The sequence below is a fragment of the Methanocaldococcus indicus genome, from assembly GCF_049554935.1.
In the GTDB taxonomy this organism is placed as follows: Archaea; AGJL01; Methanococci; order Methanococcales; family Methanocaldococcaceae; genus Methanocaldococcus; species Methanocaldococcus indicus.
The window spans coordinates 1,308,811-1,333,672 of sequence record NZ_CP186926.1 but is presented as its reverse complement, the minus strand read 5'-3'; the positions used below and the strand labels follow the sequence as shown (position 1 = coordinate 1,333,672).

The 24,862-nt window shown below is 29.2% G+C and carries 29 protein-coding genes and 1 other RNA gene; 20 read left to right on the top strand and 10 right to left on the bottom strand.

The window, feature by feature from the left end; genetic code table 11:
• The first annotated feature begins 23 nt into the window (after positions 1 to 23).
• From ACPB8Q_RS07520 to ACPB8Q_RS07500, 5 genes are read left to right on the top strand one after another with little or no spacing between them, the layout of a single operon-like run.
• Complete coding sequence (locus ACPB8Q_RS07520; RefSeq protein ID WP_423792556.1) at positions 24 to 1,040, top strand: glycosyltransferase family 4 protein; 1,017 nt, start codon at positions 24 to 26, stop codon at positions 1,038 to 1,040.
• Positions 1,028 to 1,546 carry a tRNA-intron lyase gene (endA, locus tag ACPB8Q_RS07515; protein ID WP_423793436.1) on the top strand — a complete coding sequence of 173 codons (519 nt, stop codon included), beginning with the start codon at positions 1,028 to 1,030 and terminating at the stop codon, positions 1,544 to 1,546. Before ACPB8Q_RS07520 ends, endA begins: the two co-directional genes overlap by 13 nt.
• 14 nt (positions 1,547 to 1,560) lie before the next feature.
• Complete coding sequence (gene comC / locus ACPB8Q_RS07510; RefSeq protein ID WP_423792555.1) at positions 1,561 to 2,580, top strand: L-sulfolactate dehydrogenase; 1,020 nt, start codon at positions 1,561 to 1,563, stop codon at positions 2,578 to 2,580.
• 13 nt (positions 2,581 to 2,593) lie between these two features.
• Entirely contained in the window at positions 2,594 to 2,875 is a 282-nt protein-coding gene (locus ACPB8Q_RS07505; RefSeq protein WP_423792554.1) for a hypothetical protein, read from the top strand.
• Positions 2,862 to 3,551 carry a glycosyltransferase family 2 protein gene (locus ACPB8Q_RS07500; protein ID WP_423793435.1) on the top strand — a complete coding sequence of 230 codons (690 nt, stop codon included), beginning with the start codon at positions 2,862 to 2,864 and terminating at the stop codon, positions 3,549 to 3,551. The genes ACPB8Q_RS07505 and ACPB8Q_RS07500 overlap by 14 nt, the downstream gene beginning before the upstream one ends.
• Here ACPB8Q_RS07500 and ACPB8Q_RS07495 read toward each other — a convergent pair.
• From ACPB8Q_RS07495 to ACPB8Q_RS07480, 4 genes are all read right to left on the bottom strand, one after another.
• Positions 3,548 to 4,360: a tRNA (adenine-N1)-methyltransferase gene (locus ACPB8Q_RS07495; RefSeq protein WP_423792553.1), complete on the bottom strand. Its 813-nt coding sequence runs from the start codon at positions 4,358 to 4,360 to the stop codon at positions 3,548 to 3,550. The two genes, ACPB8Q_RS07500 and ACPB8Q_RS07495, sit on opposite strands and share 4 nt — an antisense overlap.
• A 79-nt stretch (positions 4,361 to 4,439) precedes the next feature.
• Positions 4,440 to 5,189, bottom strand: coding sequence for a DNA polymerase sliding clamp (locus tag ACPB8Q_RS07490; protein ID WP_423792552.1), 750 nt, complete (start codon positions 5,187 to 5,189; stop codon positions 4,440 to 4,442).
• Between the two features lie 6 nt (positions 5,190 to 5,195).
• Positions 5,196 to 6,119 (bottom strand): manganese-dependent inorganic pyrophosphatase, encoded by a 924-nt coding sequence (locus ACPB8Q_RS07485; protein ID WP_423792551.1) that lies wholly within the window; start codon positions 6,117 to 6,119, stop codon positions 5,196 to 5,198.
• Positions 6,116 to 7,429, bottom strand: a complete 1,314-nt coding sequence (locus ACPB8Q_RS07480) for a DHH family phosphoesterase (RefSeq protein ID WP_423792550.1) — start codon at positions 7,427 to 7,429, stop codon at positions 6,116 to 6,118. The genes ACPB8Q_RS07485 and ACPB8Q_RS07480 overlap by 4 nt, the downstream gene beginning before the upstream one ends.
• 70 nt (positions 7,430 to 7,499) lie before the next feature.
• Here ACPB8Q_RS07480 and ACPB8Q_RS07475 point away from each other — a divergent pair, with 70 nt between their 5' ends.
• Both ACPB8Q_RS07475 and ACPB8Q_RS07470 read left to right on the top strand, forming a co-directional pair.
• The gene (locus ACPB8Q_RS07475) at positions 7,500 to 7,907 is read left to right on the top strand and encodes an NfeD family protein (RefSeq protein WP_423792549.1); all 408 of its coding nucleotides are present in this window, start codon (positions 7,500 to 7,502) and stop codon (positions 7,905 to 7,907) included.
• A gap of 6 nt (positions 7,908 to 7,913) precedes the next feature.
• Positions 7,914 to 8,735 carry an SPFH domain-containing protein gene (locus ACPB8Q_RS07470; protein WP_423792548.1) on the top strand — a complete coding sequence of 274 codons (822 nt, stop codon included), beginning with the start codon at positions 7,914 to 7,916 and terminating at the stop codon, positions 8,733 to 8,735.
• Positions 8,736 to 8,742: 7 nt separating this feature from the next.
• Here the strand turns inward: ACPB8Q_RS07470 and ACPB8Q_RS07465 are convergent, their stop codons facing one another.
• The 4 genes from ACPB8Q_RS07465 to ACPB8Q_RS07450 all read right to left on the bottom strand — a co-directional run bounded on the left by ACPB8Q_RS07465 (position 8,743) and on the right by ACPB8Q_RS07450 (position 11,399).
• Positions 8,743 to 9,399, bottom strand: coding sequence for a 30S ribosomal protein S3ae (locus ACPB8Q_RS07465; protein WP_423792547.1), 657 nt, complete (start codon positions 9,397 to 9,399; stop codon positions 8,743 to 8,745).
• Positions 9,400 to 9,411: 12 nt separating this feature from the next.
• Positions 9,412 to 10,020, bottom strand: a complete 609-nt coding sequence (locus ACPB8Q_RS07460; RefSeq protein ID WP_423792546.1) for an HVO_0476 family zinc finger protein — start codon at positions 10,018 to 10,020, stop codon at positions 9,412 to 9,414.
• A gap of 12 nt (positions 10,021 to 10,032) precedes the next feature.
• Positions 10,033 to 10,707, bottom strand: a complete 675-nt coding sequence (rpsB, locus tag ACPB8Q_RS07455; RefSeq protein WP_423792545.1) for a 30S ribosomal protein S2 — start codon at positions 10,705 to 10,707, stop codon at positions 10,033 to 10,035.
• Between the two features lie 107 nt (positions 10,708 to 10,814).
• Positions 10,815 to 11,399, bottom strand: coding sequence for a 50S ribosomal protein L15e (locus ACPB8Q_RS07450; protein WP_423792544.1), 585 nt, complete (start codon positions 11,397 to 11,399; stop codon positions 10,815 to 10,817).
• A gap of 209 nt (positions 11,400 to 11,608) precedes the next feature.
• On the opposite strand from ACPB8Q_RS07450, the gene ACPB8Q_RS07445 reads away from it, so the two are divergent.
• The 11 genes from ACPB8Q_RS07445 (at position 11,609) to acsC (ending at position 21,197) form a co-directional block, all read left to right on the top strand.
• Complete coding sequence (locus tag ACPB8Q_RS07445; RefSeq protein ID WP_423792543.1) at positions 11,609 to 12,388, top strand: HAD-IC family P-type ATPase; 780 nt, start codon at positions 11,609 to 11,611, stop codon at positions 12,386 to 12,388.
• 4 nt (positions 12,389 to 12,392) lie between these two features.
• Positions 12,393 to 13,550, top strand: a complete 1,158-nt coding sequence (locus ACPB8Q_RS07440) for a class I SAM-dependent rRNA methyltransferase (protein ID WP_423793434.1) — start codon at positions 12,393 to 12,395, stop codon at positions 13,548 to 13,550.
• Positions 13,551 to 13,561: 11 nt separating this feature from the next.
• Positions 13,562 to 14,233: a class I SAM-dependent methyltransferase gene (locus ACPB8Q_RS07435; RefSeq protein ID WP_423792542.1), complete on the top strand. Its 672-nt coding sequence runs from the start codon at positions 13,562 to 13,564 to the stop codon at positions 14,231 to 14,233.
• Positions 14,230 to 14,856: a metallophosphoesterase gene (locus ACPB8Q_RS07430; RefSeq protein WP_423792541.1), complete on the top strand. Its 627-nt coding sequence runs from the start codon at positions 14,230 to 14,232 to the stop codon at positions 14,854 to 14,856. Before ACPB8Q_RS07435 ends, ACPB8Q_RS07430 begins: the two co-directional genes overlap by 4 nt.
• An 85-nt stretch (positions 14,857 to 14,941) precedes the next feature.
• Positions 14,942 to 15,628, top strand: a complete 687-nt coding sequence (locus ACPB8Q_RS07425) for a peptidylprolyl isomerase (RefSeq protein ID WP_423792540.1) — start codon at positions 14,942 to 14,944, stop codon at positions 15,626 to 15,628.
• 62 nt (positions 15,629 to 15,690) lie between these two features.
• Positions 15,691 to 16,578, top strand: coding sequence for a GTP 3',8-cyclase MoaA (moaA, locus tag ACPB8Q_RS07420; RefSeq protein WP_423793433.1), 888 nt, complete (start codon positions 15,691 to 15,693; stop codon positions 16,576 to 16,578).
• Between the two features lie 4 nt (positions 16,579 to 16,582).
• A complete protein-coding gene (locus ACPB8Q_RS07415; RefSeq protein WP_423792539.1) occupies positions 16,583 to 17,431 on the top strand; it encodes a shikimate kinase in 849 nt (282 codons plus the stop codon).
• 133 nt (positions 17,432 to 17,564) lie between these two features.
• Positions 17,565 to 17,948, top strand: a complete 384-nt coding sequence (locus tag ACPB8Q_RS07410; protein WP_423792538.1) for a DUF126 domain-containing protein — start codon at positions 17,565 to 17,567, stop codon at positions 17,946 to 17,948.
• Positions 17,949 to 18,019: 71 nt separating this feature from the next.
• Positions 18,020 to 18,336, top strand: an RNA gene (gene ffs, locus ACPB8Q_RS07405) — signal recognition particle sRNA.
• 184 nt (positions 18,337 to 18,520) lie between these two features.
• Complete coding sequence (cdhD, locus tag ACPB8Q_RS07400) at positions 18,521 to 19,705, top strand: CO dehydrogenase/acetyl-CoA synthase subunit delta (RefSeq protein ID WP_423792537.1); 1,185 nt, start codon at positions 18,521 to 18,523, stop codon at positions 19,703 to 19,705.
• A gap of 13 nt (positions 19,706 to 19,718) precedes the next feature.
• Positions 19,719 to 21,197, top strand: coding sequence for an acetyl-CoA decarbonylase/synthase complex subunit gamma (acsC, locus tag ACPB8Q_RS07395; RefSeq protein ID WP_423792536.1), 1,479 nt, complete (start codon positions 19,719 to 19,721; stop codon positions 21,195 to 21,197).
• Between the two features lie 19 nt (positions 21,198 to 21,216).
• Here the strand turns inward: acsC and ACPB8Q_RS07390 are convergent, their stop codons facing one another.
• Positions 21,217 to 22,431 (bottom strand): ArsR family transcriptional regulator, encoded by a 1,215-nt coding sequence (locus ACPB8Q_RS07390; protein ID WP_423792535.1) that lies wholly within the window; start codon positions 22,429 to 22,431, stop codon positions 21,217 to 21,219.
• Between the two features lie 24 nt (positions 22,432 to 22,455).
• Positions 22,456 to 23,565 (bottom strand): nickel-dependent hydrogenase large subunit, encoded by a 1,110-nt coding sequence (locus ACPB8Q_RS07385; protein ID WP_423792534.1) that lies wholly within the window; start codon positions 23,563 to 23,565, stop codon positions 22,456 to 22,458.
• 120 nt (positions 23,566 to 23,685) lie between these two features.
• On the opposite strand from ACPB8Q_RS07385, the gene ACPB8Q_RS07380 reads away from it, so the two are divergent.
• Positions 23,686 to 24,063: a response regulator gene (locus tag ACPB8Q_RS07380; protein ID WP_423792533.1), complete on the top strand. Its 378-nt coding sequence runs from the start codon at positions 23,686 to 23,688 to the stop codon at positions 24,061 to 24,063.
• A gap of 51 nt (positions 24,064 to 24,114) precedes the next feature.
• Positions 24,115 to 24,861, top strand: a complete 747-nt coding sequence (locus ACPB8Q_RS07375) for a chemotaxis protein CheC (RefSeq protein WP_423792532.1) — start codon at positions 24,115 to 24,117, stop codon at positions 24,859 to 24,861.
• Position 24,862: the final 1 nt, after the last annotated feature.

Sequence of the window (24,862 nt, the reverse complement as noted above, 5' to 3'; positions counted from 1 at the left end):
ATTATATCACTTATGTGTTAGTTATGAAAGTTTTAATGCCTACTATATACTACCCTCATTTAGGGGGAATTACTCAACATGTTGATAATCTTGTTAAGAATCTTAAAGATATTGAATTTCATATACTAACTTATGATTATACAACTCCTAAATATAAAAATGTAGTTATTCATAATGTTAATTACTTAAAAAAATTTAGAGGAATTTCTTATTTATACAATGCATATAAATTGGCTAAAAAGATTATTGAAAAAGAAGAAATTGATTTAATTCATTCTCACTATGCATTTCCACAAGGTTTTTTAGGAGCATTATTAAAAGATAAGTTTAATATTCCATATATTTTAACTCTACATGGTAGTGATGCTCTCTTTTTAAAAAATTCTTTAAAAGGGAAATTATTTTTTAACTATTCTATAAAAAAAGCTGATGAAGTGATTTGTGTTAGTAAAGCTATAAAAAATGAAGTAGGAAAAGGAGTTGTTATTTATAATGGCATTGATATTGAAAAATATAAAAATTTGGGAGATGAGAACTATATTCTTTATGTAGGAGCTTTTTTAAAAACAAAGGGTGTAGATATTTTAGCAGAGATTAGTAAGGAGCTAAATTATAAATTTATTTTTATTGGTGATGGACCATTATTCAATAAGGTCAAAAAAATAGTGAAAGATAATGTCATCCTCTTAGGAAAAAAACAGCATAGTGAAGTTATAAACTACCTTGGTAGATGTAGTTTTGTAGCTGTTCCTTCAAGGATTGAAGGTTTTGGATTAGTGGCATTGGAAGGATTTGCATCATATAAACCAGTTGTAGCTTTTAATAGATATGGATTAAGAGAGTTGATAACAAACAACTACAATGGTTTTTTAGCAAATAACAAAGAGGAATTTAAAGAATATATTATAACTTTAATGGAAGATGAAAATTTAAGAAAAACTCTTGGAAAAAATGCAAGAAAAACAGCTGAAAAATTTAGCTGGAAAAAAACAGCTGAAAAAGTTAGAGAAATATATGAAAAGGTGATATCATCCCAATAGAAGGAATTTTAGAGAGTGATAGAGTAGTTGTTTTTGACAACAATGGAATAGCAAAGTTTAAAAATAAATACTATGGCTCCTACAATGGAAAATTTTTATCTTTATCCTTAATTGAAGCTTTATACTTAGTTGAATTAGGTTGGTTAGTTGTCAAAAAAGGAAAAAGAACCTTATCTTTTGAAGAGTTATTTAACTATGCAAAAGAGTTAGAAGAAAAATTAACTATTAAGTATTTAGTTTATAGAGATTTAAGAAAAAGGGGATATATTATTAAAACTGGCTTAAAGTATGGTGCTGATTTTAGATTGTATGAGAGAGGGGCAGATATTGAAAAAGAGCATTCAATATATTTAGTAAAGGTTTTTAATGAAGACAGTAAAATCTACTTAGGTGAGCTAACTGGTTTTGTAAGAGTGGCTCATTCAGTTAGAAAAAAGTTGTTAATTGCTATTGTAGATAATGATGGAGATATAGTATATTATAATATGGAATATATAAGACCATAAATTTAGGTGAGATATTGAAAATAAAACCTGAGAAAGCAAAGCAGCTAATTGTTGATGTTCTAAAAAAGTATAATGTTCCAGAAAAAGATGCTAAGATAGTTGCAGATGTAATAGTTGAAGCAGATTTAAAAGGATTTACTTCTCATGGAATTGGTAGATTTGCTCAATATGTTGAAGGATTAAAGCTAAAAAATATAAATCCAAATCCTAATATAAGAATAGTTAAAGAAAGTCCAGCAACAGCTGTTATTGATGGAGATTTAGGATTAGGACAAGTTGTAGGAGATTATGCTATGGATATTGCAATTGAAAAAGCTAAAAAAATGGGAATATCTTGTGTATCCACTATTAATTCTAATCATTTTGGTATAGCAGGATACTATACTGAAAAAGCTATGAATGAGGATATGATTGGAATAGTTATGACAAACACTGAGCCTGCTATGGCACCATTTGGTGGAAAAAAGAAAATTTTAGGAACTAATCCAATAGCAATTGCCTTTAAAGGAAATAAATATAAATTTTCCTTAGATATGGCTACATCATCAATTGCAAGAGGTAAAATATTAGAAGCTTTAAGGAAGAAAACAAAAATTCCAGAAGGTTGTGCTGTAGATAAAGATGGTAATCCAACAACAGACCCAAAAGAAGCATTAGAAGGTTGTATATTACCATTTGGTGGTCCAAAAGGTTATGCATTAGCATTGGCTATAGAGATGCTTTCAGCAATTGGAGGAGCAGAAGTGGGTAGTAAAGTTAGAGGAACAGCTAATCCAAAAGAAAGATGCACAAAAGGAGATTTATTTATAGTTATAAATCCTGACTTCTTTATGGGGAAAGAGGAATTTAAAAAGAAAGTTGATGAGCTAATGGAGGAAGTTAAAAGTGCTGGAGAAAATGTTTTAATTCCTGGAGAGATAGAAGAAAGAAATAAAGAAAAAAATAAAGATGGGATTCCAATAGATGAATCCCTCTATAATATACTAAAAAATATATGTGATGAAGTAGGATTAGATATTAATAACTATATTTGAATAAGGGATTAGTATGGAGCTTATATTTAATCTAATAATAATATTTGCTATTCTCTCTCTAACTTTTTCAGCTTTGGTTGGATTAAGATTAGCTTTTAAAAAAGAGACATCAAATGTTTTAATTGGTAGTTCATTAATTACTGTTGTTATTGGAACTATGATAGTCCTTATATCCCTAAAATACAATATTCCTTTTGCTGATAGTATTGCATTGGTTATATTTTTGTGTGGTGTTGCTGGAAACATTGCTTTCTCTAAAGTTATTGGTGGAAAGTATGGAAATAAACAAAGATGATATTTTTATTGTTGTTCCAGCATACAATGAAGAAAAAATGATAACTAAAACATTAAAAAATCTAAAAAAATATGGATATAAAAACATTGTTGTTGTGGATGATGGCTCAAAGGATAAAACTTATGAGTTAGCTAAACAGGAGGATGTTATTGTTTGTAGGCATATAATAAATAGAGGTTTAGGAGGAGCATTAGGAACTGGGATTAAAACAGCTCTTCTATATAATCCAAAGGTTATTGTAACTTTTGATGCTGATGGACAGCATCATCCAGAAGATATAGAGAAAGTTGTAAAACCTATCTTTGAAGGTTATGATTTTGTTATTGGAAGTAGGATGTTAGATAAAAATGAGCTAAAAAATATGCCTCTTGTTAAAAGAATTGGTAATTTTGGTTTAAACTTCATAACTTATTTTATGGGAGGTTACTTTGTTTCAGATAGTCAAAGTGGATTAAGAACATTTTCTTATGAAGCTGCAAAAAAAATTATTGATGATTTAAAAAGTGATAGATATGAAGTATCATCAGAATTTATAATATTGGCTAAGAAACACAATTTAAAAATAAAAGAAGTTCCAATAAAAACAATATATACAGATTATTCAATGAGCAGAGGAACAAATGTCATAACAGGATTTAAAATATTGTTTAAATTAATTGCTCAAAGAATTTTTTAATCAATTGGGACTCTTGCAAATGTTATATATCCTGTATGTCCAATCATCCTTGTTGAAGGTCGTACCCCTTTTTCAGATACTTCAATAACTCTCTCTATCAATTCATATGTTTGAATATCCCAGAAACCTTCTTCTTTTAATTTCTCAACAGTTTTTTTTACTTGCTCAATATATGGGAGATAGGTTATTATTCTACCTCTCTTTTTGTTTAAAGCTTTTTTAGCATGCTCTACAACTTCCCAAGGATCAGGCATATCTAAAACAATAACATCTATATCTCTTTCTTCAATCCCTTCTCTTACATCTCCTATCTTCATAATAACATTAAATAGACCTTCTTCTACTTCAATATCATCATTAAATTCTTCATCTAATCCAATAATTGGCTGATTCTTTCTTACTAAACCTAATCTTAGTAAATTCTCTCTTGCAACTTTTGCAAATTCTGGCCTTTTTTCATAAGTAATAACTCTACCTTCTTTCCCAACAGCATTAGCTAAATACATAGTTAAAACTCCTGAGCCAGTCCCAGCTTCTAAAACAATCTCTCCATTTCTTATTCCCCCTCTTGCTATAATAAATCCAATATCTTTTGGTAGGAGAGTAGTTACTGTTCTTTTCATTCTTTTTAAAACATCATAAAGAGTAGGTTCAACATAGTAAAATTTTTCTCCTAAATGTGAATAAACAACCTCTCCAACATCTTTGTTTTCCAAATCTACAACTCCTAAATCAGTACCTAACTTATTAACCTTTTTTTTAAGAAGATACTTTTTTTCTCTCTTATCAACTAACATCTTAAAATCCATAATTATGCCCTCTTTAGATTAATATCAATAATAATATCTTAATATTTAAAAATAAAATTAAAGAAAATAAAATTATTAATTATTCTTCCTCAATTCTTGGGGCTAAGAAGAACAATAGTTCAGCACCGGAGAGGGAGTATTCTAATTTTAGAGGCATATCATTACCTAACTCTATTTTAACAATATCTCCACTACTAACTCCTTTAACCATATCCTCTAAATATTCTAAATTAAATGATGACTTTGCTTCTTCTCCACATTCTAAGCTTATAACTGCTGAACTATCTTTATCAAAGATGCTCTCAACTTCATTAACTTCACTCTTTGCATATACAACAAACTTCTCCTCATCTATCTTTAATGTAACACTGTCAGAGAATAGCTTAGCATCTTTTAATGCCTCTTTAAATGCATCTCCTTTTAACATGACTTTATTTACATACTCAATTTCTGGAACTTTGTGAGTTATCCCTCCTGTTTCTAATAAGCTTATTGAGAACTTCCTCTTCCCTGTGTTTTCAAAGATTATATTTAACTTGTTTTTTTCTTCATCCAACTCTAAAATTAACTTATCTTTTGCCTTAGCCCTGTTAAATATCTTCTTTAACATCTCTAAATCTATTCCTATCTCCTTCTCCTCATCTATTTCATAGCTATCAAATGCTAATTTTGGAACCTCTAATTTTACTAATGCTACATGGCTTGGGTCCATTGCTATTGCTTTCATCCCTTCCTCATCTATCTTTATGGTTATCTCATCTAACAATGTTGATAGTGTATCTACTACCTTCTTAAATGCTTTCGCACTCTCAAACTCTGCTCTAAACATATTGAATCACTCCTTGTATGCTTTTTCTAATGGTGGAACAACTTGTTTTTTTCTTGACATAATTCCTTCTAAGAATATAGAGTTACCATCCAATTTAACATTAAATGCCTTCTCAAAAATCTCTTTATTACCAACAACTAACATCTCACTACCTTCCTTCATAATATCTGTTATCATAAAGACAATTAAATCATAACCTTCTTCATTTAATTTCTTTTCTAAAAGTTTATATATATCCTCTTTTTTACTTTCCACTTCTTTAACATCTATAACCTCAACTTGCCCAATTCCCACTTTTTTTCCATTAAAATCAAAGTTCTTAAAGTCCATATTTATTATTTCTTCTGGAGATAGTTTTCCTACAACTGATTTAGCTTTTAAGATTTCCATTCCAAACTCTTCTATATTTTTTATATTGGCTATCTCAGCTAATTTTTTAGCCATTTCTTTATCTAAATCTGTTGTTGTTGGTGATTTGAATAAGACAGTATCTGATATTATTGCACTTAATAATAATCCTGCTAAATCTGGTTTTAGTTCTTTATTTTTTCCACCTATCAAATCTAAAGCTTTTTTAAAGTATAACTCTGCTATAACAGTTGCAGTTGAACCAACTGGTTTAGCATAGTATAATATTGGTTCGGATGTTGTTAAACCAACTTTATGGTGGTCTATAATAGCTATCAACTTTCCTTCTTCTAAATCATCTAAACTTTGACTTTTTTCTGAATGATCAACTAATATTAACTCCTTATTTTTTGCTGATTTTATAGTTTCTGGCTCAATAACTCCAAATTTTCTTAAAACAAATTCAGTCTCAGGATTTATATCTCCAAGCTTAGCTGGATAACAATCTAAGAAATATGCTAAAACTATTGCAGATGCAATTGAATCAGTATCTGGATTTTTGTGCCCTACAACATATTTCATTTTTTCTCACCTTTCAATTGTTCTCCTACTAATTCATCTATTCTTTTTAAGAAATCTTGTATATATTCTTTTTTAATTGTTGCACCTGCTGCTATATTATGCCCCCCTCCATTTCCACTAAACTCTTTGGCTATTGCCATTACTTTATTTAAATCTAAACCTCTCTCAACTAACTCTTTATTACCTCTTGCTGAAAATTTTGCTATATCATCTTCAATATAGTATCCAACAACTGGCTTCTCAGTTGCTAATATAGAGGCTATAACACCAATATATCCCTTTTTACCCTCAAAATATTTAATATGTTTAAGGTCTTTTAAAGTTATCCTTTTTATTTCACTTACCAACTCTTTTTTATACTTCCATAAAAGTTCTTTACCTATCTCAATACATTTATCATCTTCCAAAGTTATTCCTATTCCTACTCCAAATTTTCCAAATCTACCAACAGAGTTTAAAATCTCAGATAATAAGAAAGCATCTTGAACCTTATGATTAATAATTATTCTATCTATCATTAACTTATCAATATCTGGAAATTTAAAAGCTATTTGAGCTAAAAATCTCTTTTTTTCTGATTCATCCATTTCTGTTTTTTCAGGATTTATTTTCAATTCATTTAAAAATTTGTATGCTTTATTTTCAGATGATAGTGTCTCAATATATGGCTTTGTGCAGTATGCAATTGCTTTATAAAGCTCTACTCCATAAACATTATAAATTATATCTTTGAATATTTTTATTATTTTATGTTCTCTTGCCTCATTGACTATAAACTTATTCAATCCTAAAAAAGGATTATACTGCATATCTCCAATCATTCCAACAATTGCCAATCCTGCTAAATCATAGAAGTTATAAGCTCTTGCCAATAAATAACAAATAGAGCTTGCAGTTGCCTCTTTTGAGCCATCTATACCATATAAATGAGGATTTAGTTGAATAATGTTGTTAATTTTTTCTTCATATATAGAAGGGGGATGATGGTCTAAAATAATAGCATTTATATTTTCATCTTTTTGTAGAATTTTATCTAACTGTCCTGAGCCCATATCACAAAATATGTATAAACAGTTTGGATGCAATTTTTCAATAACTTTATCACTTAAATGCTCTACAACAGAAATATGGAAGAGTTTGTTATTTCTTAATAGAGTTTTTGCAACAATTCCCCCACTACTTAATCCATCTGTATCATGGTGAGTTATTATCTTTATATATCCTGAATAGTTGTTTATCTTTTCTTTTATTTCATTTGCAACTCTTTCTAACTCTTTTAAATTTTCTATCATATCCAAAACCTTAAACATTTATTTACAAAAGTTATATATATTACTAAATTTAAAAAGTTATAATTATTAAAATTTTGTAGGATTTGTTATGGAGGAGTTAGGATATATCCTTATAGTTATTGGATTCATTGTAGTTCTATTAGAGAGCTATATTCCTGGTTTATATTTTCCTGCTTTGGGAATAGCTCTTATAGTTTATGGAATTTTTTTATTTATTATGCCAAACTATTCACTATTAGCTGGTTTTTTAGCAGGAATAATAACTGTTTTCTTATTATATAAATTTGTTTATTTTTCAAAGAATGAGTATAAAGTAGGAGTTGAAAGGTTAATAGGTAAGGAAGGTATAGCATTAGAAGATTTTAAAGATAACTATGGAAAGATTAAGATAGAGAATGAAGTATGGCATGCTAAATCAGAAGATGATATAAAAAAAGGAGATAAAGTTATTGTTATTGGATATGAAGGTGTTCATCTTATAGTTAAAAGAGTGTGATAAAAAATGTTATGGATTTTTTGGTTAATATTAGGATTTATTGTTTTATTTATAATAATTAAAGCAGTTGTTATAGTTAAGCAGTATGAAGGAGGTTTAATATTTAGATTAGGTAAAGTTATAGGAAAGTTAAAACCTGGAGTTAATATAATTATCCCTTTTTTAGATGTTCCAGTTAAAGTAGATTTAAGGACAAAAGTTACAGATATTCCTCCCCAAGATATGATAACTAAGGACAATGCTGTTGTTAGAGTAGATGCAATTATCTATTATAGAGTTGTAGATGTTGAAAAAGCTCTTTTAGAAGTTGAGGATTATGAATATGCAATAATTAACTTAGCTCAAACTACTTTAAGAGCTATAATTGGAAATATGGAATTAGATGAAGTCCTTAACAAAAGGGAATATATAAATTCAAAACTTTTAGAGATATTGGATAAGGAGACAGATGCATGGGGAGTTAGAGTTGAGAAAGTAGAAGTTAAAGAAATAGACCCACCAGAAGATATTAAAAATGCAATGGCACAACAAATGAAAGCTGAAAGATTAAAAAGAGCTGCTATTTTAGAGGCAGAAGGAGAAAAGCAAAGTAGAATACTAAAAGCAGAAGGAATTGCTGAAAGTTTAAGGATTGAAGCAGAAGGTAGAGCTAAGGCAATAAAAATAGTTGCAGAAGCTGCAAGAGAATACTTTAAAGATGAAGCACAAATATATCAAGCATTAGAAGTAGCTAAAGTAGTATTAAAAGACAACTCTAAATATATAATCTCTGAGAATATTTTAGATTTAGCTAAAAACTTTATAAATAAAGAGAAAGTTAAAAAATAAAAAAAATTTAGTTGTTTTCTTCTTCACTTTCTTTTATATATCCTTCTGTTTCTTCTGATTTAGCCAACTCTAAAACTTCTGATTTATATACTATAACATTCTTTATTGGGAATATTTTTTTACATTCATTTTTAATTCTTTCAGCCATTTCTCCCATTAGCATAGCATGGACATAATGAGCAAAATCTTTCTCTTTTGCCATGTCTTTAATAATTTCTTCCATTTTCTTTCTAATATCTGATTTTTGTCTTGTATCTGCTCTGTGAGCTGTTAAAACTAATGCCTTTGTTCTTACTTTATATCCATCTTTTGTAACAACATCTAATATAGCATCAATTCTACTTCTTCTTCTTCTAATTTGTGCTTTCATAAATTCTCTTGTTGTATCATGTCCATAAAATTGAGCTATTGCTCTACTTCCAGCTATTCCAAAGATTTTCCAGTATGTTCTATGCATGTGTTTTGTTGGGTCTCCTGCTAAATCTTTTAAACTAATCTCTGCAACTCTACCTAAAACTAAACTTGGGTCATTAGATGGTGTCAATCCAATAAATACTCCTCCAAATTCTGGAGTTGTATATATCTCATACCAAACTTTCTCTTTCCATTTATCTCTTACCTTTCTCACTTTTCTTCTACTTCTTGCAGTTCTTGCAGTTGCCATTTAATCACCTTCTTAATCCTCTTTTAGATATTCTGTTAAGTCCTTAGCATTTCTATATGGCCTACTTACTTCCCCATATATCCTTTTTATGTCCTTAGCTTCTGCTTTATTAGCAAATTTACCATTTTCTAATTTTATCTTCTTAATTTTAAAGAAACCTTCATTAATTTTGTAAGTTCTTTCTGTTTCAAAAATATAGTCATTAGGAACTAATAAATATACACTGTACGTTCTATTTTTATCATTTATACTTATTCCTATCTTTTTTGGAATTGAGAGTGATTTTGTCCAAATAACTTTTATATCCTTTCCTTCAGCTCCTTTAACAGTTTTATCTGTTTCTATCTTTGTTATTTCTAACTCTTCCCCATCAATATTTAATGTATCTCCAACTTTATACTCTACATCTTTTGGAATTGTTATAACTTTTGATTCAGATATATCATATCTACTTATTATTAGTTTAGTTTGAGAAAGTTTTAATTTATCTGAGATTTCAAATACATTTCCACATTTTGGACATCTTACTAAATAGTAAAATGATTTATCATGAACTTTCTTTTTTAATACTTCTAACTCATCATTACCACAGTTCTCACATACATAATTAATTTTTTCCATAAATTATCAACTTTATTTTTTCTTTCTTCTTCTCCTTCTTCTTCTATCTTGTGGTTGTATAATAATTCTAATTTTTGGATTCATAGCTCTTTCTAAGAACTCCTCATATGTAAATGGAACTTTATCATCAGATTCAATAACTCCCTTATTCTTTAAGAACTCTCTTGTTAATAAATAGTATAATAATGCAACAGCCTTCTTCCCTTTGTTGTTTGCTGGAATAACTAAATCAATAAATGATGTCAAATGTTCTGTATCACATAAACCAACTATTGGAATTCCTACTTCAACAGCTTCTTTTAAAGCTTGTCTATCTACTCTTGGGTCAGATATGAATATAACCTCTGGCTCTAAGAATTCTTTATATGATGGGTTTGTTAATGTTCCTGGGACAAATCTTCCAATAACTGTTCTAACTCCTGTATATTTACCAAATTCTTCTAATGGTCCTGTTGTATATATTCTTCTTGAAACAGCTAATATATCCTCTGGCTCATATCTTGCTAAAAACTTAGCTGCTAATCTTAATCTTTCATCTGTCTTTCTAACATCTAAAACATACAACCCATCACTTCTAACTCTATAAATAAACTTTTCCATGTGCTTTGTTTTTTGCATTGTACCTATATGGACTCCTGCTGCTAAGTATTGGTCTAATGGCACTAACAAGTTTAACTCATTGCTCATTTCCTCACCTTAAAAATAAGTTTTTAAAAATATTTTTAGGGGGACAGTGAAAAAGTAGTGGTTATTTTCCCCCAAGGACTTAAAAATATCTAACTTATATAAATATTTTACTTACCTCTTCTACCATGAGCTCTTATACTTGGTCTAACTTTTTCAGCTCCAATACCTTTGTTTCTTAAACCTCTTCCTTTCTTACCAGCTGATGTTAAACCTCTAAATGCTCTACCTTTGTGTTTTCCAGTACATAACCAGTTGTAGTTAGGGTCTGCTTTTATAACTGGGTTGTGAGGATCTACTAATATAACCTCATACCATTTGTGTTTTCCATCTTCTCCAACCCAGTAGGAGTTAAGAACTTCCATATTTGGGAATTTTCTTGCTGCTCTTTCTTCTGCAATTCTTTGGATGGATTTACCCATTGTTATTTTATTAACTCCTAATGTTGCAGGTTTTTTAGAATTTTTAGGTCTTGATTTTCTTAAACCTCCTCTTCTAACTCTTACTCTAACAACAATAATTCCTTGTTTTGGTTTGTATCCTAATGCTCTTGCTCTGTCTAATCTTGTAGGTCTTTCAATTCTTACAACTGCTGGCTCTCTTCTCCACTGTTGTAATCTTTCCCATAACAACTCTTTAACATAGCTCTCTTTTGGTCTTTTCCAAGCTTCTCTTATATATTTATATAAACTCATTTTACCCCTCTTTTTAGGGTTCAGCTTTTTAGCCACATCCCCTTTTTTGTAAGGTTATAAAAAAATACTGAGCACATATATTAATCTTACTGAAAATTATAAATTTACATATGTACATTTTATAATTTATAGACTAACCAAAAAAATTAATATTTAATTAATATAGTTATTATTTATTAAGAAATAAAAAACTATTGCTGCTGTTGATTATGAGGATAGCTATTGTTTTTGATTCAGCTGGGACATTAGTTAAAATTATTAGAGTTATTAAAGATATAGAAAAGAACAAATTTATTTGTAATAAACAGACAGTTGATTTAGTTGATAAAAAGAAAGGTAGAGTATTGGTTATTATAAAAGATTGTCCTATTGAAGTTGTGGATAAAGAGGATGACAATGAATTAATATCTAATTTTCTAAAAAAGGTTAATATAGGAATATCATATTGTAATCCTCCTATTATAAAAGAAAATATTTTTAAGGATAATAAAACAAAAATGAAGGAGCTTAAAGAGCCATTAAATGTATTAAAAAGATATGAGTTGGAGACAGGATATGGTAGTGCTCTAATTGCAGATACTTATGATAAAAAAATATCTTATACTATTGCAACAGGAGGTTGTTTGTTTGATGGAGTAGAAGAAACAATAGACAAGCTAAAAAATTTAGTTGATAAAATATATATTGCATCTGGGGATAGAAAAGGAATGGTAGAAAATTTAGCTAAAAGGTTAAAAATAGACAATTATATTTATGAAGCTAATCAATTTGACAAGAGAGATTTAATAAAAAAATTAAAAGAAGAAGGATATTTTACAGTTATGGTTGGAGATGGAGCTAATGATGTTTTAGCTATGAAAGAGAGTGATTTATCAATAGCTACTTTACAAAATGGCTCTGTCTCACCAAAAGTTTTAGAAATAGCTGATAAAAAAATTTATCATATTAAAGAGATTATTGATATTATTAAAGAGATTAAAAACAAGTGAGAGAATTATGATAAAGCTTTATGTTGATTTTGGAGGATATTCTGCAATAGAGAAAGGAAATTTAATAATTCCAAGAGAGAATATTCTAAATAAGGAAGATTTTGATAGAGCTGAATTAGGGGAAGTTGTTGATATATACTCAAAAAAAGGAAAATTTTTAGGCAGAGGGTTTAAAAATCCTTATGAAGTTAGAATAATGACTCTAAGAAAGGAGGAATTAGATGAAAAATATATAAGAGATAAAATAACTAAAGCAAATGAGTTTAGGTTAAAGATAGGATATAAAGAAAGTTATAGGATGGTTTATACACAATCAGATTGGTTGAATGGTTTAATAATTGATAAATTTAATGATATTGCAACCATTCAAATATTTAATTATGGTATTGAAAAATTTAGAGATGTTATTGTTGAGACATTAGTAGATTTAGGTATTGAGAGTATTTTTGAAAAAAGTTCAGGTAGAAATAGAAGAAGAGCTGGACTAAAAGATTTTGAAAAACATTTATATGGTACAAAGAAAGAGACAATAATAACAGAGGGAGAAGCTAAATTTATTGTAAGGTTTGATGGACAAAAAACTGGATTTTTTTTAGACCAGAGGGAGAATAGGATATTTTTAGAGGAGTTTATAAAAGAGGGGGATAAAGTTTTAGATGTCTGTTGTTATACAGGAGGATTCTCTGTCCATGCAGCTTTAAGAGGAGGTTATGTTGTTGGAGTAGATTTATCTAAAAAAGCTTTAAAAGTTGCTGAGGAAAATATGGAACTTAACAAAATCCCAAAAGATAAGTATGAGTTTATTGAAGGTAATGCCTTTGAAGTTATGGAATCTTTCTTAAATGATAATATATCCTTTGATACAGTTATCTTAGACCCCCCTGCCTTTGCCCAATCTAAAAAATCCCTTAAAAATGCTTTAAAGGGTTATCATTATCTAAATAGATTAGGTGCTAAATTAACAAAGAATTTGTTGGTTAGTTGTTCATGCTCTCAGCCAGTAAGTATGGATAATTTTAAAGCTTTAGTTATTGATGCTGTATTAAAAGCTAAAAAATGGGGAAGAATCTTTTATATAGGTAGCCAAGCCAGAGACCATCCTATAACATCAAAAGGTACTGAATATTTAAAATGTTTGTTTTTAGATATTGAAAAGATATAAGTGAAAAATATATGAAAATTATCAAATATTATGATGCACTGGCAAAGAAGTATAATGAACTTTATAATCTAAATTATATGGAAGATGTTGAAAGAAAAATTATGAGCAAGTATATAAAAGAGGATGATTTAGTTTTAGATATTGGATGTGGAACAGGGAGGCATTTAAAATATTTTAAGAAAGCTATTGGATTAGATATATCCTTAGAGATGGCTAAAATAGCTAAAAAGTATAATCCTGTTGTAGTTGGAAATGTTGAGTATCTTCCATTTAAAAATAACTCTTTTGATGCAGTTATATCTTTTTTTGGAGCATTGAATCATTGTAATATTATTAGAGCTTTTAAGGAAATAAGAAGAGTATTAAAAAATGATGGAATATTCATATTTACATTAGCTAATGTATATGATATTTTTTGGATTATAAAAAATTTAAAAAAACCAAAAAAGATATTTTCAGCTATAAAGAAAAGGAAAGGAGAAATTTATAAAGTTATTAACAACAAAAAATATAATGTTAAAACAAGATTTTACTCATATAAAGAAATAATAAAACTTTTAAATAAATTAAATTTTAAATTAGAGTTTAGTTTTGGTTTATCAAATATCTTTTTAGATAAATTCTTTTATAACACACCATATAAGTATATATCCACATATATTGGATTTGTGGTGAGAAAATGATAATTATTGGAGTTACTGACTTACATGGTAGATTTCCTTCAATATTATATGAACTTAAAAACAAAGCTGATGTTTTAGTTGTTTCTGGTGATATTACTCACTTTGGGAAAGGAATTGAGATTATTGAAGATTTAGCAGAGTTATCTGATTATTTAGATGTTTTATGTGTCCCTGGGAACTGTGATACAAAAGAGGTTATAGATGAACTAAACAGTTATAATTTAAATATAGACAAAAAAGTTAAAAAGATAGATAAATACAACTTCTTAGGGATTGGAGGAAGTAATAGAACCCCATTTAATACATATTATGAGTATGATGACAATGAACTTTTAAATGAGCTAAAAAAATTTTACAACTTAGATAATATTATATTAGTTTCTCATGCTCCACCTTATGGAACTATGGCAGATATTGTCAATAATACTCATGTTGGTAGTAAGGCTGTTAGAGAATTTATAGAGAATAATGATGTTGTTTTATGTGCCTGTGGCCATATTCATGAAAGTAGATGTATAGATAAAATAGATAATACAATAGTTGTAAATCCATCTCCTAAGAGTTATTTTATCTATGATACAAGAAAGAATATTGTTATCTTAGAAGATTATGCAGGATTATAAGTTTTAGATATTTTAATGAAAATTAAAATATAAATAGTATCATTAATAATTTTCCAAAAAATTAAAAATTTATGGTGAAGTAAAAATGGTAGAAAAAGGTAAGTTAGTCAGAATAAGTTATGATGGATATGTTGAAGGTAAGTTGTTTGATACAACAGATGAAGAAAAAGCAAAGGCAGAAGGAATATACAATCCAAATATTGTTTATGGACCAGTAGCAATTTTTGTAGGAGATGGTCAAGTTATTCCTGGTTTAGATGAAGTTTTATTAGAGATGGATGTTGGAGAAGAGAGAGAAGTTGTTTTACCACCAGAGAAAGCTTTTGGTAAAAGAGACCCATCTAAAATAAAGATTATCCCAATAAGTGAATTTAAAAAGAGAGGAATTCCAGTTGTTAAAGGATTAGTTATAAATGTTGATGGAACTCCAGGAAAAATTGTAAGTGTAAATAGTGGAAGAGTTTTAGTAGATTTCAATCATGAATTAGCTGGGAAAGAAGTAAAATATAGAATCAAAATAGAAGAAGTTATAGAGAATGATGAAGATATTATAAAAGAAATTGTTAAAATGGCTGTTCCAAGATTAACAGCTGAGGTTAAAATTGAAGGAAACACAGTTATTATAGAAGTTCCTCCAATTGATATAAGGCAAAAGTTGGCAATTGTTCAAGAAATTCTCAAAAGATTTGAAAATATAGATGAGGTTAAATTTGTAGAAACATTTAAAAGAAAAAAAGAAGATGAAGAAAAAACAGAAGAAAAAGAAGAATAAAAATATAATTAAATTTATAAAAAAATAACTATAAAAACAACTATTTTTATTTTTTGATAGCTATGAAGGATAGATATGGGAGACCTATAAAATCTCTAAGAATTTCTATAACTAATAAATGTAATCTCAACTGTTTTTATTGTCATAAAGAGGGACACTTAGGAAATGATAGATATCTAACATCTGATGATATAAAAAAGATTGTTGAAACATCTGTAAAATTTGGTGTTAAGAAAGTTAAAATCTCTGGTGGAGAACCATTAATAAGAAAGGATATTGTTGAAATTGTTGAAAAAATAAGAGAAGTCAGGGGAATTGAAGATATTTCATTAACAACTAATGGAACTCTACTAAAAAAATATGCAAAATCTTTAAAAGAAGCAGGTTTAGATAGGGTTAATATAAGTTTAGATTCTTTAAATTCAGAAGTGTATTATCAAATCACAAAAGGTAATTTAACATCTGTTTTAGAAGGGATAGATGAGGCAGTAAAATACTTTTATCCAATAAAAATAAATTTTGTTGCTTTAACATTAAATATAAATGAAATAGATGAATTTATTGATTTTTGTGCTGATAAAGGAGTTATTCTCCAAATTATTGAATTTCTTCCACAAAATGAAGAAGATAGAAAATTTTATGTTGATATAAAGCCAATAGAAGAAAAAATAAAAGAAAGAGCCAAAAAAGTAATAAGAAGGAGATTAATGCATAATAGAACTAAATATATATTAGAGAGTGGAGTAGAGGTTGAATTTGTAAGACCTATGGACAACTCAGAATTTTGTGCTCATTGCACAAGGATAAGGGTTACTCATGATGGATATCTAAAACCCTGTCTATTGAGGGATGACAACTTAGTAGATATATTAACCCCTATAAGAAATGGAGAAGATTTAGAAAAGTATTTTTTAGAGTGTATAAGAAGGAGAGAACCTTACTTTAAGTGAAAAAATGGAAGGAGAAGCTTACGCATTAGCATCTGGGACTATAATTAATGCAATATCAACAGGAAAAGGCTCTGCTTTTGGAATAGATTTAAAAGTTTATGCAAAAGTTAAATTAATTGATGATAATAAAAATGAAATAAAAGGAAAAGTTTTAGATAGTGATATAGAGCCTAACTTAATAATAAGATGTGTTAAAAATGTTTTAGATTATTTTAATTTAAACTACTCTGCCTATGTTGAAACTAAGACAGAAATTCCTATAAAATCAGGATTATCTTCAAGTAGTGCCACATCTAATGCTGTTGTCTTAGCTACATTCTCTGCTTTAAATGAAAAAATAGATGATAAATTAATTTTAGATTTAGCAATAAAGTCATGTTTTGATGAAAAACTCACAGTTACAGGAGCTTATGATGATGCTACTGCCTCTTACTATGGAGGAATAACAATAACTGATAATTTAAAAAGGGAGATAATTAAAAGAGACAAAATGAGAGAGGATTTAGATATTGTTATCTTAATACCAAATTTAAAAAAGAATGTGGATGTTAAAAGAATGAAGCTCATAAAAGATTATGTTGAAGTAGCATTTAACTTAGCTTTAAATGGAGATTACTATAAAGCACTATTTTTGAATGGTATTCTATATTCATCAGCTTTAAACTTTCCAACAAACATAAGTATAGAGGCATTAGATGCTGGAGCCTTAACTTCTGGACTATCTGGGACAGGCCCAAGTTATATAGCATTAGTTGAGAAAGAAAATACTGAGAGAGTAATTAATACATTAAAAAAATATGGAAAAATAATATTAACTAAACCTAACAATGAAGGTGCTAAAATTATATTATAGGAATATTTATATACACTTCATTCATTGAGTATTATAGGATGTAAGAGATAAAGGTGATAATTTCAATTAATAAAGAGGAGCCAATAAATCTATGGAAGACTGCTCTATAATAATATTAAGAGTGTGAAATAAAATGATATTAAAAGGTAGAAGTATATCAAAAGGTATATGTGAGGGAATTGCATTAGTGTCTAAAAAGCCATTTTCTTTTTTAGGAGGAGTTGATGATAATGGAAATATAATTGATAAAAGTAGTGATGTTTATGGAGAAAATTTAAAAGACAAAATCTTTGTTTTTCCTTATGGAAAAGGTAGTACTGTTGGAAGTTATGTCATCTATTCATTAGCAAAAAAAGGTATTCTTAAGGGAATAATTAATTTAGAGTGTGAGCCAATTATTGCAACAGGAGCTATTCTTGGAGGAATTCCAGCAGTTGATAAGATAGATATAGATAAAATTAAAACAGGAGATAAATTATTGTTAGATGGTAGTAAAGGAATAGTAAAAATTTTATAGATTTATTTTTATATATTAATTTTTCTATGACAAGTTTTATATATAAAATAGACTATTATATATATTTGGTGTGCATGGCTAGGCCGGGGGGTTGGGCGTCCCCTGTAACCCGAAACCGTCCTTATGCGGGGGCCGAAAACTTGGGGGCGGCTGGTCTCTCTACTTGTCCCTCCCGAGGCCATCAATGAGGCCTCGTCCCGTGGGACTCGGCGGAGGGGGAGTGCCCTCTGTAAGGAGGGCATAACCCCCTTTACCCACCGAACCCCGCCAGGCCCGGAAGGGAGCAACGGTAGGTGGGACGTCGGTGCTCACGGGGGTGCGGGGCCGAGATGGCCTCGGGGTTACAGGGATAAGTAGGGAGGCCAGTCCACCCCAAGGAAGCCATGCACACCACTATTTTTTAGAACTATTTTAATTCAATGTTATTTTTAATAATACTCAACATATTATAATGTTCAAGGAATATCTAATTTTTTTAAAATTTATTTTAGATAAAGTATATAAACTTTGTATTTTTATTAGTTTTAATTAGCTAAATTTGTAATGATTTATCATGACAGATTGGTGGAATTATGGATTTAGATAAACTATTAAAAATTATTGAGAAAGTTGGAGGTATTGAGATTGAGAATATAATAATCAAAGCAGATGAGTTAGTTATTAACATTCCCACATCAGCTCCTATAAGAGTACCAATGACACAACCTCTAAAACAAGAACTTGCAGATGAAGGAATTATTGAGATTAAAGATATAGAAGAGTTAGATTTTGAGCCACCAATTGAAAAATATAAGGGATATATAAGGGAGGTCTCTTTTGGAAAGCCTAAAAGTGAAGGTGGTAGAGGAATAGTTGTAAAAGTTGGTGGACAGAGAGCTTTATACAGATTTGAAGAGCATTATCCTAACCCTCCAGTTGTAACTTTTGATATATTTGATATTCCACTTCATAGCCTACCTAAGCCTGTTAAGCAGTTTTTTGAGGATGTTATGGAAGACCCTTGTGAATGGGCTAAGAAGTGTGTTAAAGAGTTTGAGGCAGATATGATAACTATCCATCATATATCAACTGACCCTAAAATTAAAGATACATCACCAAGAGAAGCAGCTAAATTAATGGAAGATTTACTTCAAGCTGTTAAAGTTCCTTTTGTTATTGGGGGGAGTGGAAACCCAGATAAAGACCCATTAGTATTAGAGGCATGTGCAGAAGTTGCAGAAGGAGATAGATGTTTATTAGCATCTGCTAATTTAGAGTTAGATTATAAAAGGATAGTTAATGCAGCTATGAAGTATGACCACAATGTTTTAGCTTGGACAATTATGGACCCAAATATGGCAAAAGATTTGAATAGGAAACTTATAGATGCTGGATTAGACCCTAATAGAATAGTTATGGACCCTACAACATGTGCATTAGGATATGGAATAGAGTTCTCAATAAATGCAATGACAAGATTAAGGTTAAATGGTTTAAAAGGAGATGAGTTAGTCAATATGCCTATGTCCTCTGGAACAACTAATGCAAATGGTGCAAGAGAAGCATGGATGAAAAAAGATGACTGGGGTCCAAGAGAGTATAGATTACCTCTTTGGGAAATAACTACTGGAATAACTATGCTTCTATCAGGAGTAGATATGTTTATGATGCTTAATCCTATAGCAGTTAAAACATTGAAAGAAATTGGAAAAACACTCACAACAAAACCAGGAGAAGTTAAAGCAAAATTAAATAATTATGATTGGATAACAGCATAAAAGAGGGGATTTTATGCCAAAAAAGATAAGTGCAATGGACATATATAAATATTTACCAAAAACAAACTGTAAAAAATGTGGATATCCTTCTTGTATGGCTTTTGCTACAAAATTATTAGAGAGAGAGGCAACACTTGACCAATGTCCTATATTAAATACTCCAAATTATGAAAAAAATAAAAAGAAAATTTTGGAACTTATATCTCCACCAGTTAAAGAGGTTTGTTTTGGTAATGAAAAAAAGAAGGCTATTTTAGGTGGAGAAGAAGTAATGTATAGATATGAACTAACATTTTTTAATCCTACTGCTATAGGTGTAGATATCCCAGATACTTTGAGTGAAGAAGAGATTAAAAAGAGAGCAAAAGATATTGAAGATTTTGAATTTGAAAGAACTGGAGAAAAATTAAAGTTAGATTTTATTGTTGTTAGATGTGCATCAGGAGATGTAGAGAAATTTAAGAAAGCTATCCAAATTGTTGAAAAAGAAACTGATATGCCCATATGTATAGCATCTTTAAATCCTGAGATAATTGAAGAGGCATTAAATGTAATAAAGTCAAAACCATTAATTTACTGTGCAAATAGAGATAATATAAATGATATGATTAAAGTAATTAAAAAATCTAAAAAAGATGTTGCTTTAGTTGTATCATCAAATAATGTTAAAGAGCTAAAAAATCTCTCAGCAAAGTGTTTAGCCAATGGTATTGAGGATATTGTTTTAGAACCTCACACTTATCCTGAAAATATAGCTGAAACATTAGATTTTAATGTGATGATAAGAAGAAGTGCAATAGAGAGAGAGGATAAATATCTTGGATTTCCAATATTAAATTTACCAATAAAGGCCTATTACTATGCTTTAAATTATGAGGTTCCATTTACTAAATTTATAGATAATGGTAGTATAAAAAGTAAAGAAGATGCTGCTAAGATGTTTGAAGCTACTATATCAGCCACTCTATTAAATAGATATGCTGATGCTCTAATCTTGCATAACTATGATATTTGGGAGTTAATGCCTATCTTAACATTAAGACAAGCTATCTACACAGACCCAAGAAAACCTCAAGCAGTTGAACCTGGCTTATATCCTATTGGTAATCCTGATGAAAATAGTCCAGTTATATTAACAACCAACTTCTCCTTAACATTCTATACAGTTACAGGGGACTTTGAAAAAGATAATGTGACATGTTGGCTGTTGGTTATGGACACAGGAGGAAAAGCGGTTGATGTTTCAGTTGCAGGAGGACAATACAATGGAGAGAATGCTAAAAAATTAATAGAAGAGACAGGAATAGCTGATAAAGTGAATCATAGAATAATTATTTTACCTGCATTAGCAGCATCAACAAGAGGAGACATTGAAGAAAAAACAGGTTGGACTTGTGTTGTTGGAACAAGAGATTCCTCACAAGTAGGAGAATTTTTAAGACAAAATTGGGAAAGAATATTAAAAGAATGGAGAGAGAAAAATAAAACATAATTTTTTTTTAATTTATTTTTTAATCTTTCTCTAATAAAACCTCTATTAATTCCTTGGAAAGTTTGTAATATACATTATTTCCATCTCTTTCTTTGTAAATATATCCCATCTCATAAATATCTGAGAGATGAGTTCCAATGGTTCCAGGAGATTTTTTTAAATACTCTGCTAATTGAGTAACTGTTGCTGTTCCACCAAGCTTTGCCATTGCTTTAACAATCTCAGATTGAGCAGGAGTTAGATGATTTAAAATCTGATGTCCAACACTAATGCCCAATGAATGTATTGCTTCTTTAACTATATTCTCATCAATCTTAGTAAGGTTCTTTTTTATAGCAATTGATATTGATTCGGAACAGGTCATAATTATTTTTCTTGGGATTCCATCACACTCTTCAACAATCATATCAATAGCCTCATTTGTGAAAGGTTCAAACTCTTCAGCTCCTTCTATATGTGCATCTTCTAATCTTCTCCTTATTAAGTCATAAGATTCATCTCTTGAAAGTGGTGGCATATTTATTATTTTTGGGATTCTATCCTTTATTGGAGGTGAAATTTTTGTTAAATCATCCATTAATGTTGGTGAGCCTGCTAAAAAAGTTAAAATTCCTTCTTCATATAAAAAAGAATGGAAGAATTGTAATAAAGATAGACAGCTCTTTTTTGCAAATTGGTCTGCTTCATCTATTAAAATGATACATAGTTTATCATGACTCTTTACAGTATTTATTAAAAATTCTAAATCTCTTTCAATTCTCTCTCTTGGATAGTGGATAGGAACTTTATCACCATAGTTATTTAATTTTTTATACATCTCTAAAATTTTAGGAGAATATTCCATATATTCAGATTTAATATTTCCACTTATTGTTAATACATTCTCAGTTAATATATTATATAAAAGTTGAATTAAGAACTGTCTTGGAGTTATTTGAGAAGCTGTTAATTCAACAACCCAATGACCTTGTTTTTTAGTAGCATAGTAAATAATATTTAGCATAGAACTTTTACCAATTCCCTTTGTTCCTACTATTGCAGCATTAGCAACACTTCCATGCATTGCAGAACCTAATATTTCCCCAATTTCTCTAAGCTCACTCACTCTTCCAACAAAAAATTTTGTGTTTCCTCTAATAGGTTTTTCTGAAAATGGATTATATTTTAATTTAAGTTTATGCATAGTATTTGCAATAGAGCTTGCAGATTGCTGTATAAATTCAATTGGGTCCATAAAAATCCCTCTAAATTTGAAAATTTATTCTTTAATAATCTTAATCATCCTATCTGTGCAGGTAAAGCAAGGGTCACAACTTACAATAATTAACTCTGCTTCACTAACGTGATGTCCAGGAAGTATTTTTTCCATACAAGCTAAGTTTGTAGCAGTAGGAGTCCTAATTTTTACTTGCCTAACTCTAAAATGCTCATCTAATCCATAAGAATACATTACTTGTCCTCTTTGAGCTTCATTAAAAGTGTGTTTTGGCTTGAATTTTTTTAATTCATAGTTTGGATTATAGAATTCTTTATCAAGTTCATTTAAATGATTAAGTGCTTGCTCTATAATTTTTACACTTTCAAAACATTCATCAATTCTTGTAAATATTCTTGCATAAACATCTCCTTCATCATATAAAATTTCATCAAAATCAAAGTTATTATAAACTGGGACATAGCCAAGTTTTCTCATATCAGATTTTAATCCTGAAGCTCTTGCAGTTGGGCCTAATGCATGATATTTCATAGCTGTTTCTTTATCAAGATAACCTACTTCTTTAACTCTAACCATAATCATAGGGTCATTTAAAATTCTTTCTTTGAGTTTTTTTAAATCATCTTTAAATTTTTCTATTCTTTCTAATAGTTTGGGAATATCTCTCTCTTTAATATTACATCTTGGTCTAATTCCACCAATTAAAGGACATGAATTTTGAACTCTATTACCAGTTATCATTTCAAGAGATTGCATTATTGGCTCTCTAATCATAAAAGTTCTATAAGCCAAGGTTTCAAATCCTATAACCTCTAATATATGGCCTAAAAACAACATATGACTATGAATCCTCTCATACTCTTCAACAATTGCCCTTATATACTCAGCTCTTTCTGGGACATATATGTTACATACCTCTTCAACTAATTTAACACAAGTCCAAACATGAATATGTGAGCAAATACCACAAACTTTTTCAGCAATAATATTTATTTTTTCAGGAGGTAGTCCTTCCATAATTAATTCTATTCCTCTAAAATTAGTTCCTATAACAAGTTCAGCATCTTTTATAGTTTCATCTTCAATAAATAACCTTAATCTATGGGGTTCTAACATAGTAGGATGTACTGGTCCAATAGCAAACTCATACATTATTATCCCTCAATAAAGTAACAAAATAGATAACAAACATAAATTATTTATAACCATATAATATACATTACTTTTAATAATTTTAGTAGAGATATTTATTATTATTGAGGTGGGAAATTTATGGGAAAAATTGTAAAAACATTAATTGTTGATGATTCAGCTTTTATGAGAAACATTTTAAAAAAGATTTTAACACCTACAGGAAAATTTGTAGTTGTAGGTGAAGCTTCCAATGGAAAAGAGGCTATAGAAAAAGCAAAAGAACTAAAACCTGACCTAATAACTATGGATATTGTTATGCCAGAGATGGATGGTATAACTGCAACAAGAGAAATAAAGAAAATACTACCTGATGTTAAAATTGTCATGTGTACATCTATTGACCAAGAACAGAAAGTTATTGAAGCTATAGAAGCTGGAGCTGATGGATATATTGTTAAACCATTCCAAGCTCAGAAGGTTTTAGAAGAGCTAAATAAGTTATTCCCTGATGAATAAAAATTTTCTCTTTTTTCCCTTTAGAAATAACTTAAATTAAGTGAGAATATTATGAAAATTGGAAATGTTGAAATTTCTGAAAAATCTTTGGAAATTATTGTTAAATCAATTGTTGAAAAGACATTAGGAGAAAATATGGAAGATAGGGGCTTAGCTGATAATTTTGACTTAGATTGTTTAGCTAAAATTGAAGATGTAGGAAAATATGCATCTGAAAAGGCTATGAAATTTATAACAGATATGACAGGATACAATTCTGAGCTAAAAGTCTTTAATATAAGATTAGCAACCCCTGAGGAAATAAAAGAGGAATTTGGTGAAGATGAAAAAATAATAACAAAAATTAATTTTAATGGGGATATTAAAGGAACCGGAGTTCTAATATTTTCAAGAGATTCTGCATTAAATTTATCTAGGGCAATGTTGGCAGGAATGGGTATGGAAGCTGAAGGAGATGAGTTTGATGAAATGAAAATATCTGCTATTAATGAAATTTGTAATATATTAATATCTGCATATGTTGATTCATTTGCTAATTTTATGAAAACATCTCTAACTATGTCACCACCAGAGTTTTGTGAAGGAAAGGGTAATGAACTATTAGACAAAATTTTTAATGAAAATAATATAAAGAATGATGATATCATTATGGCCTTTAAATCTTCATTATATGTATGTGATGTAGGTGCTGGTTTTGATGTTTTAATTGTGTTACCAAATGAATCTGTTAGTAAGTTGTTTGAAGTTATAAGAAAAGGAGAAATCAATGATAAATTAAGTGTAAAGTATGACAATTAAT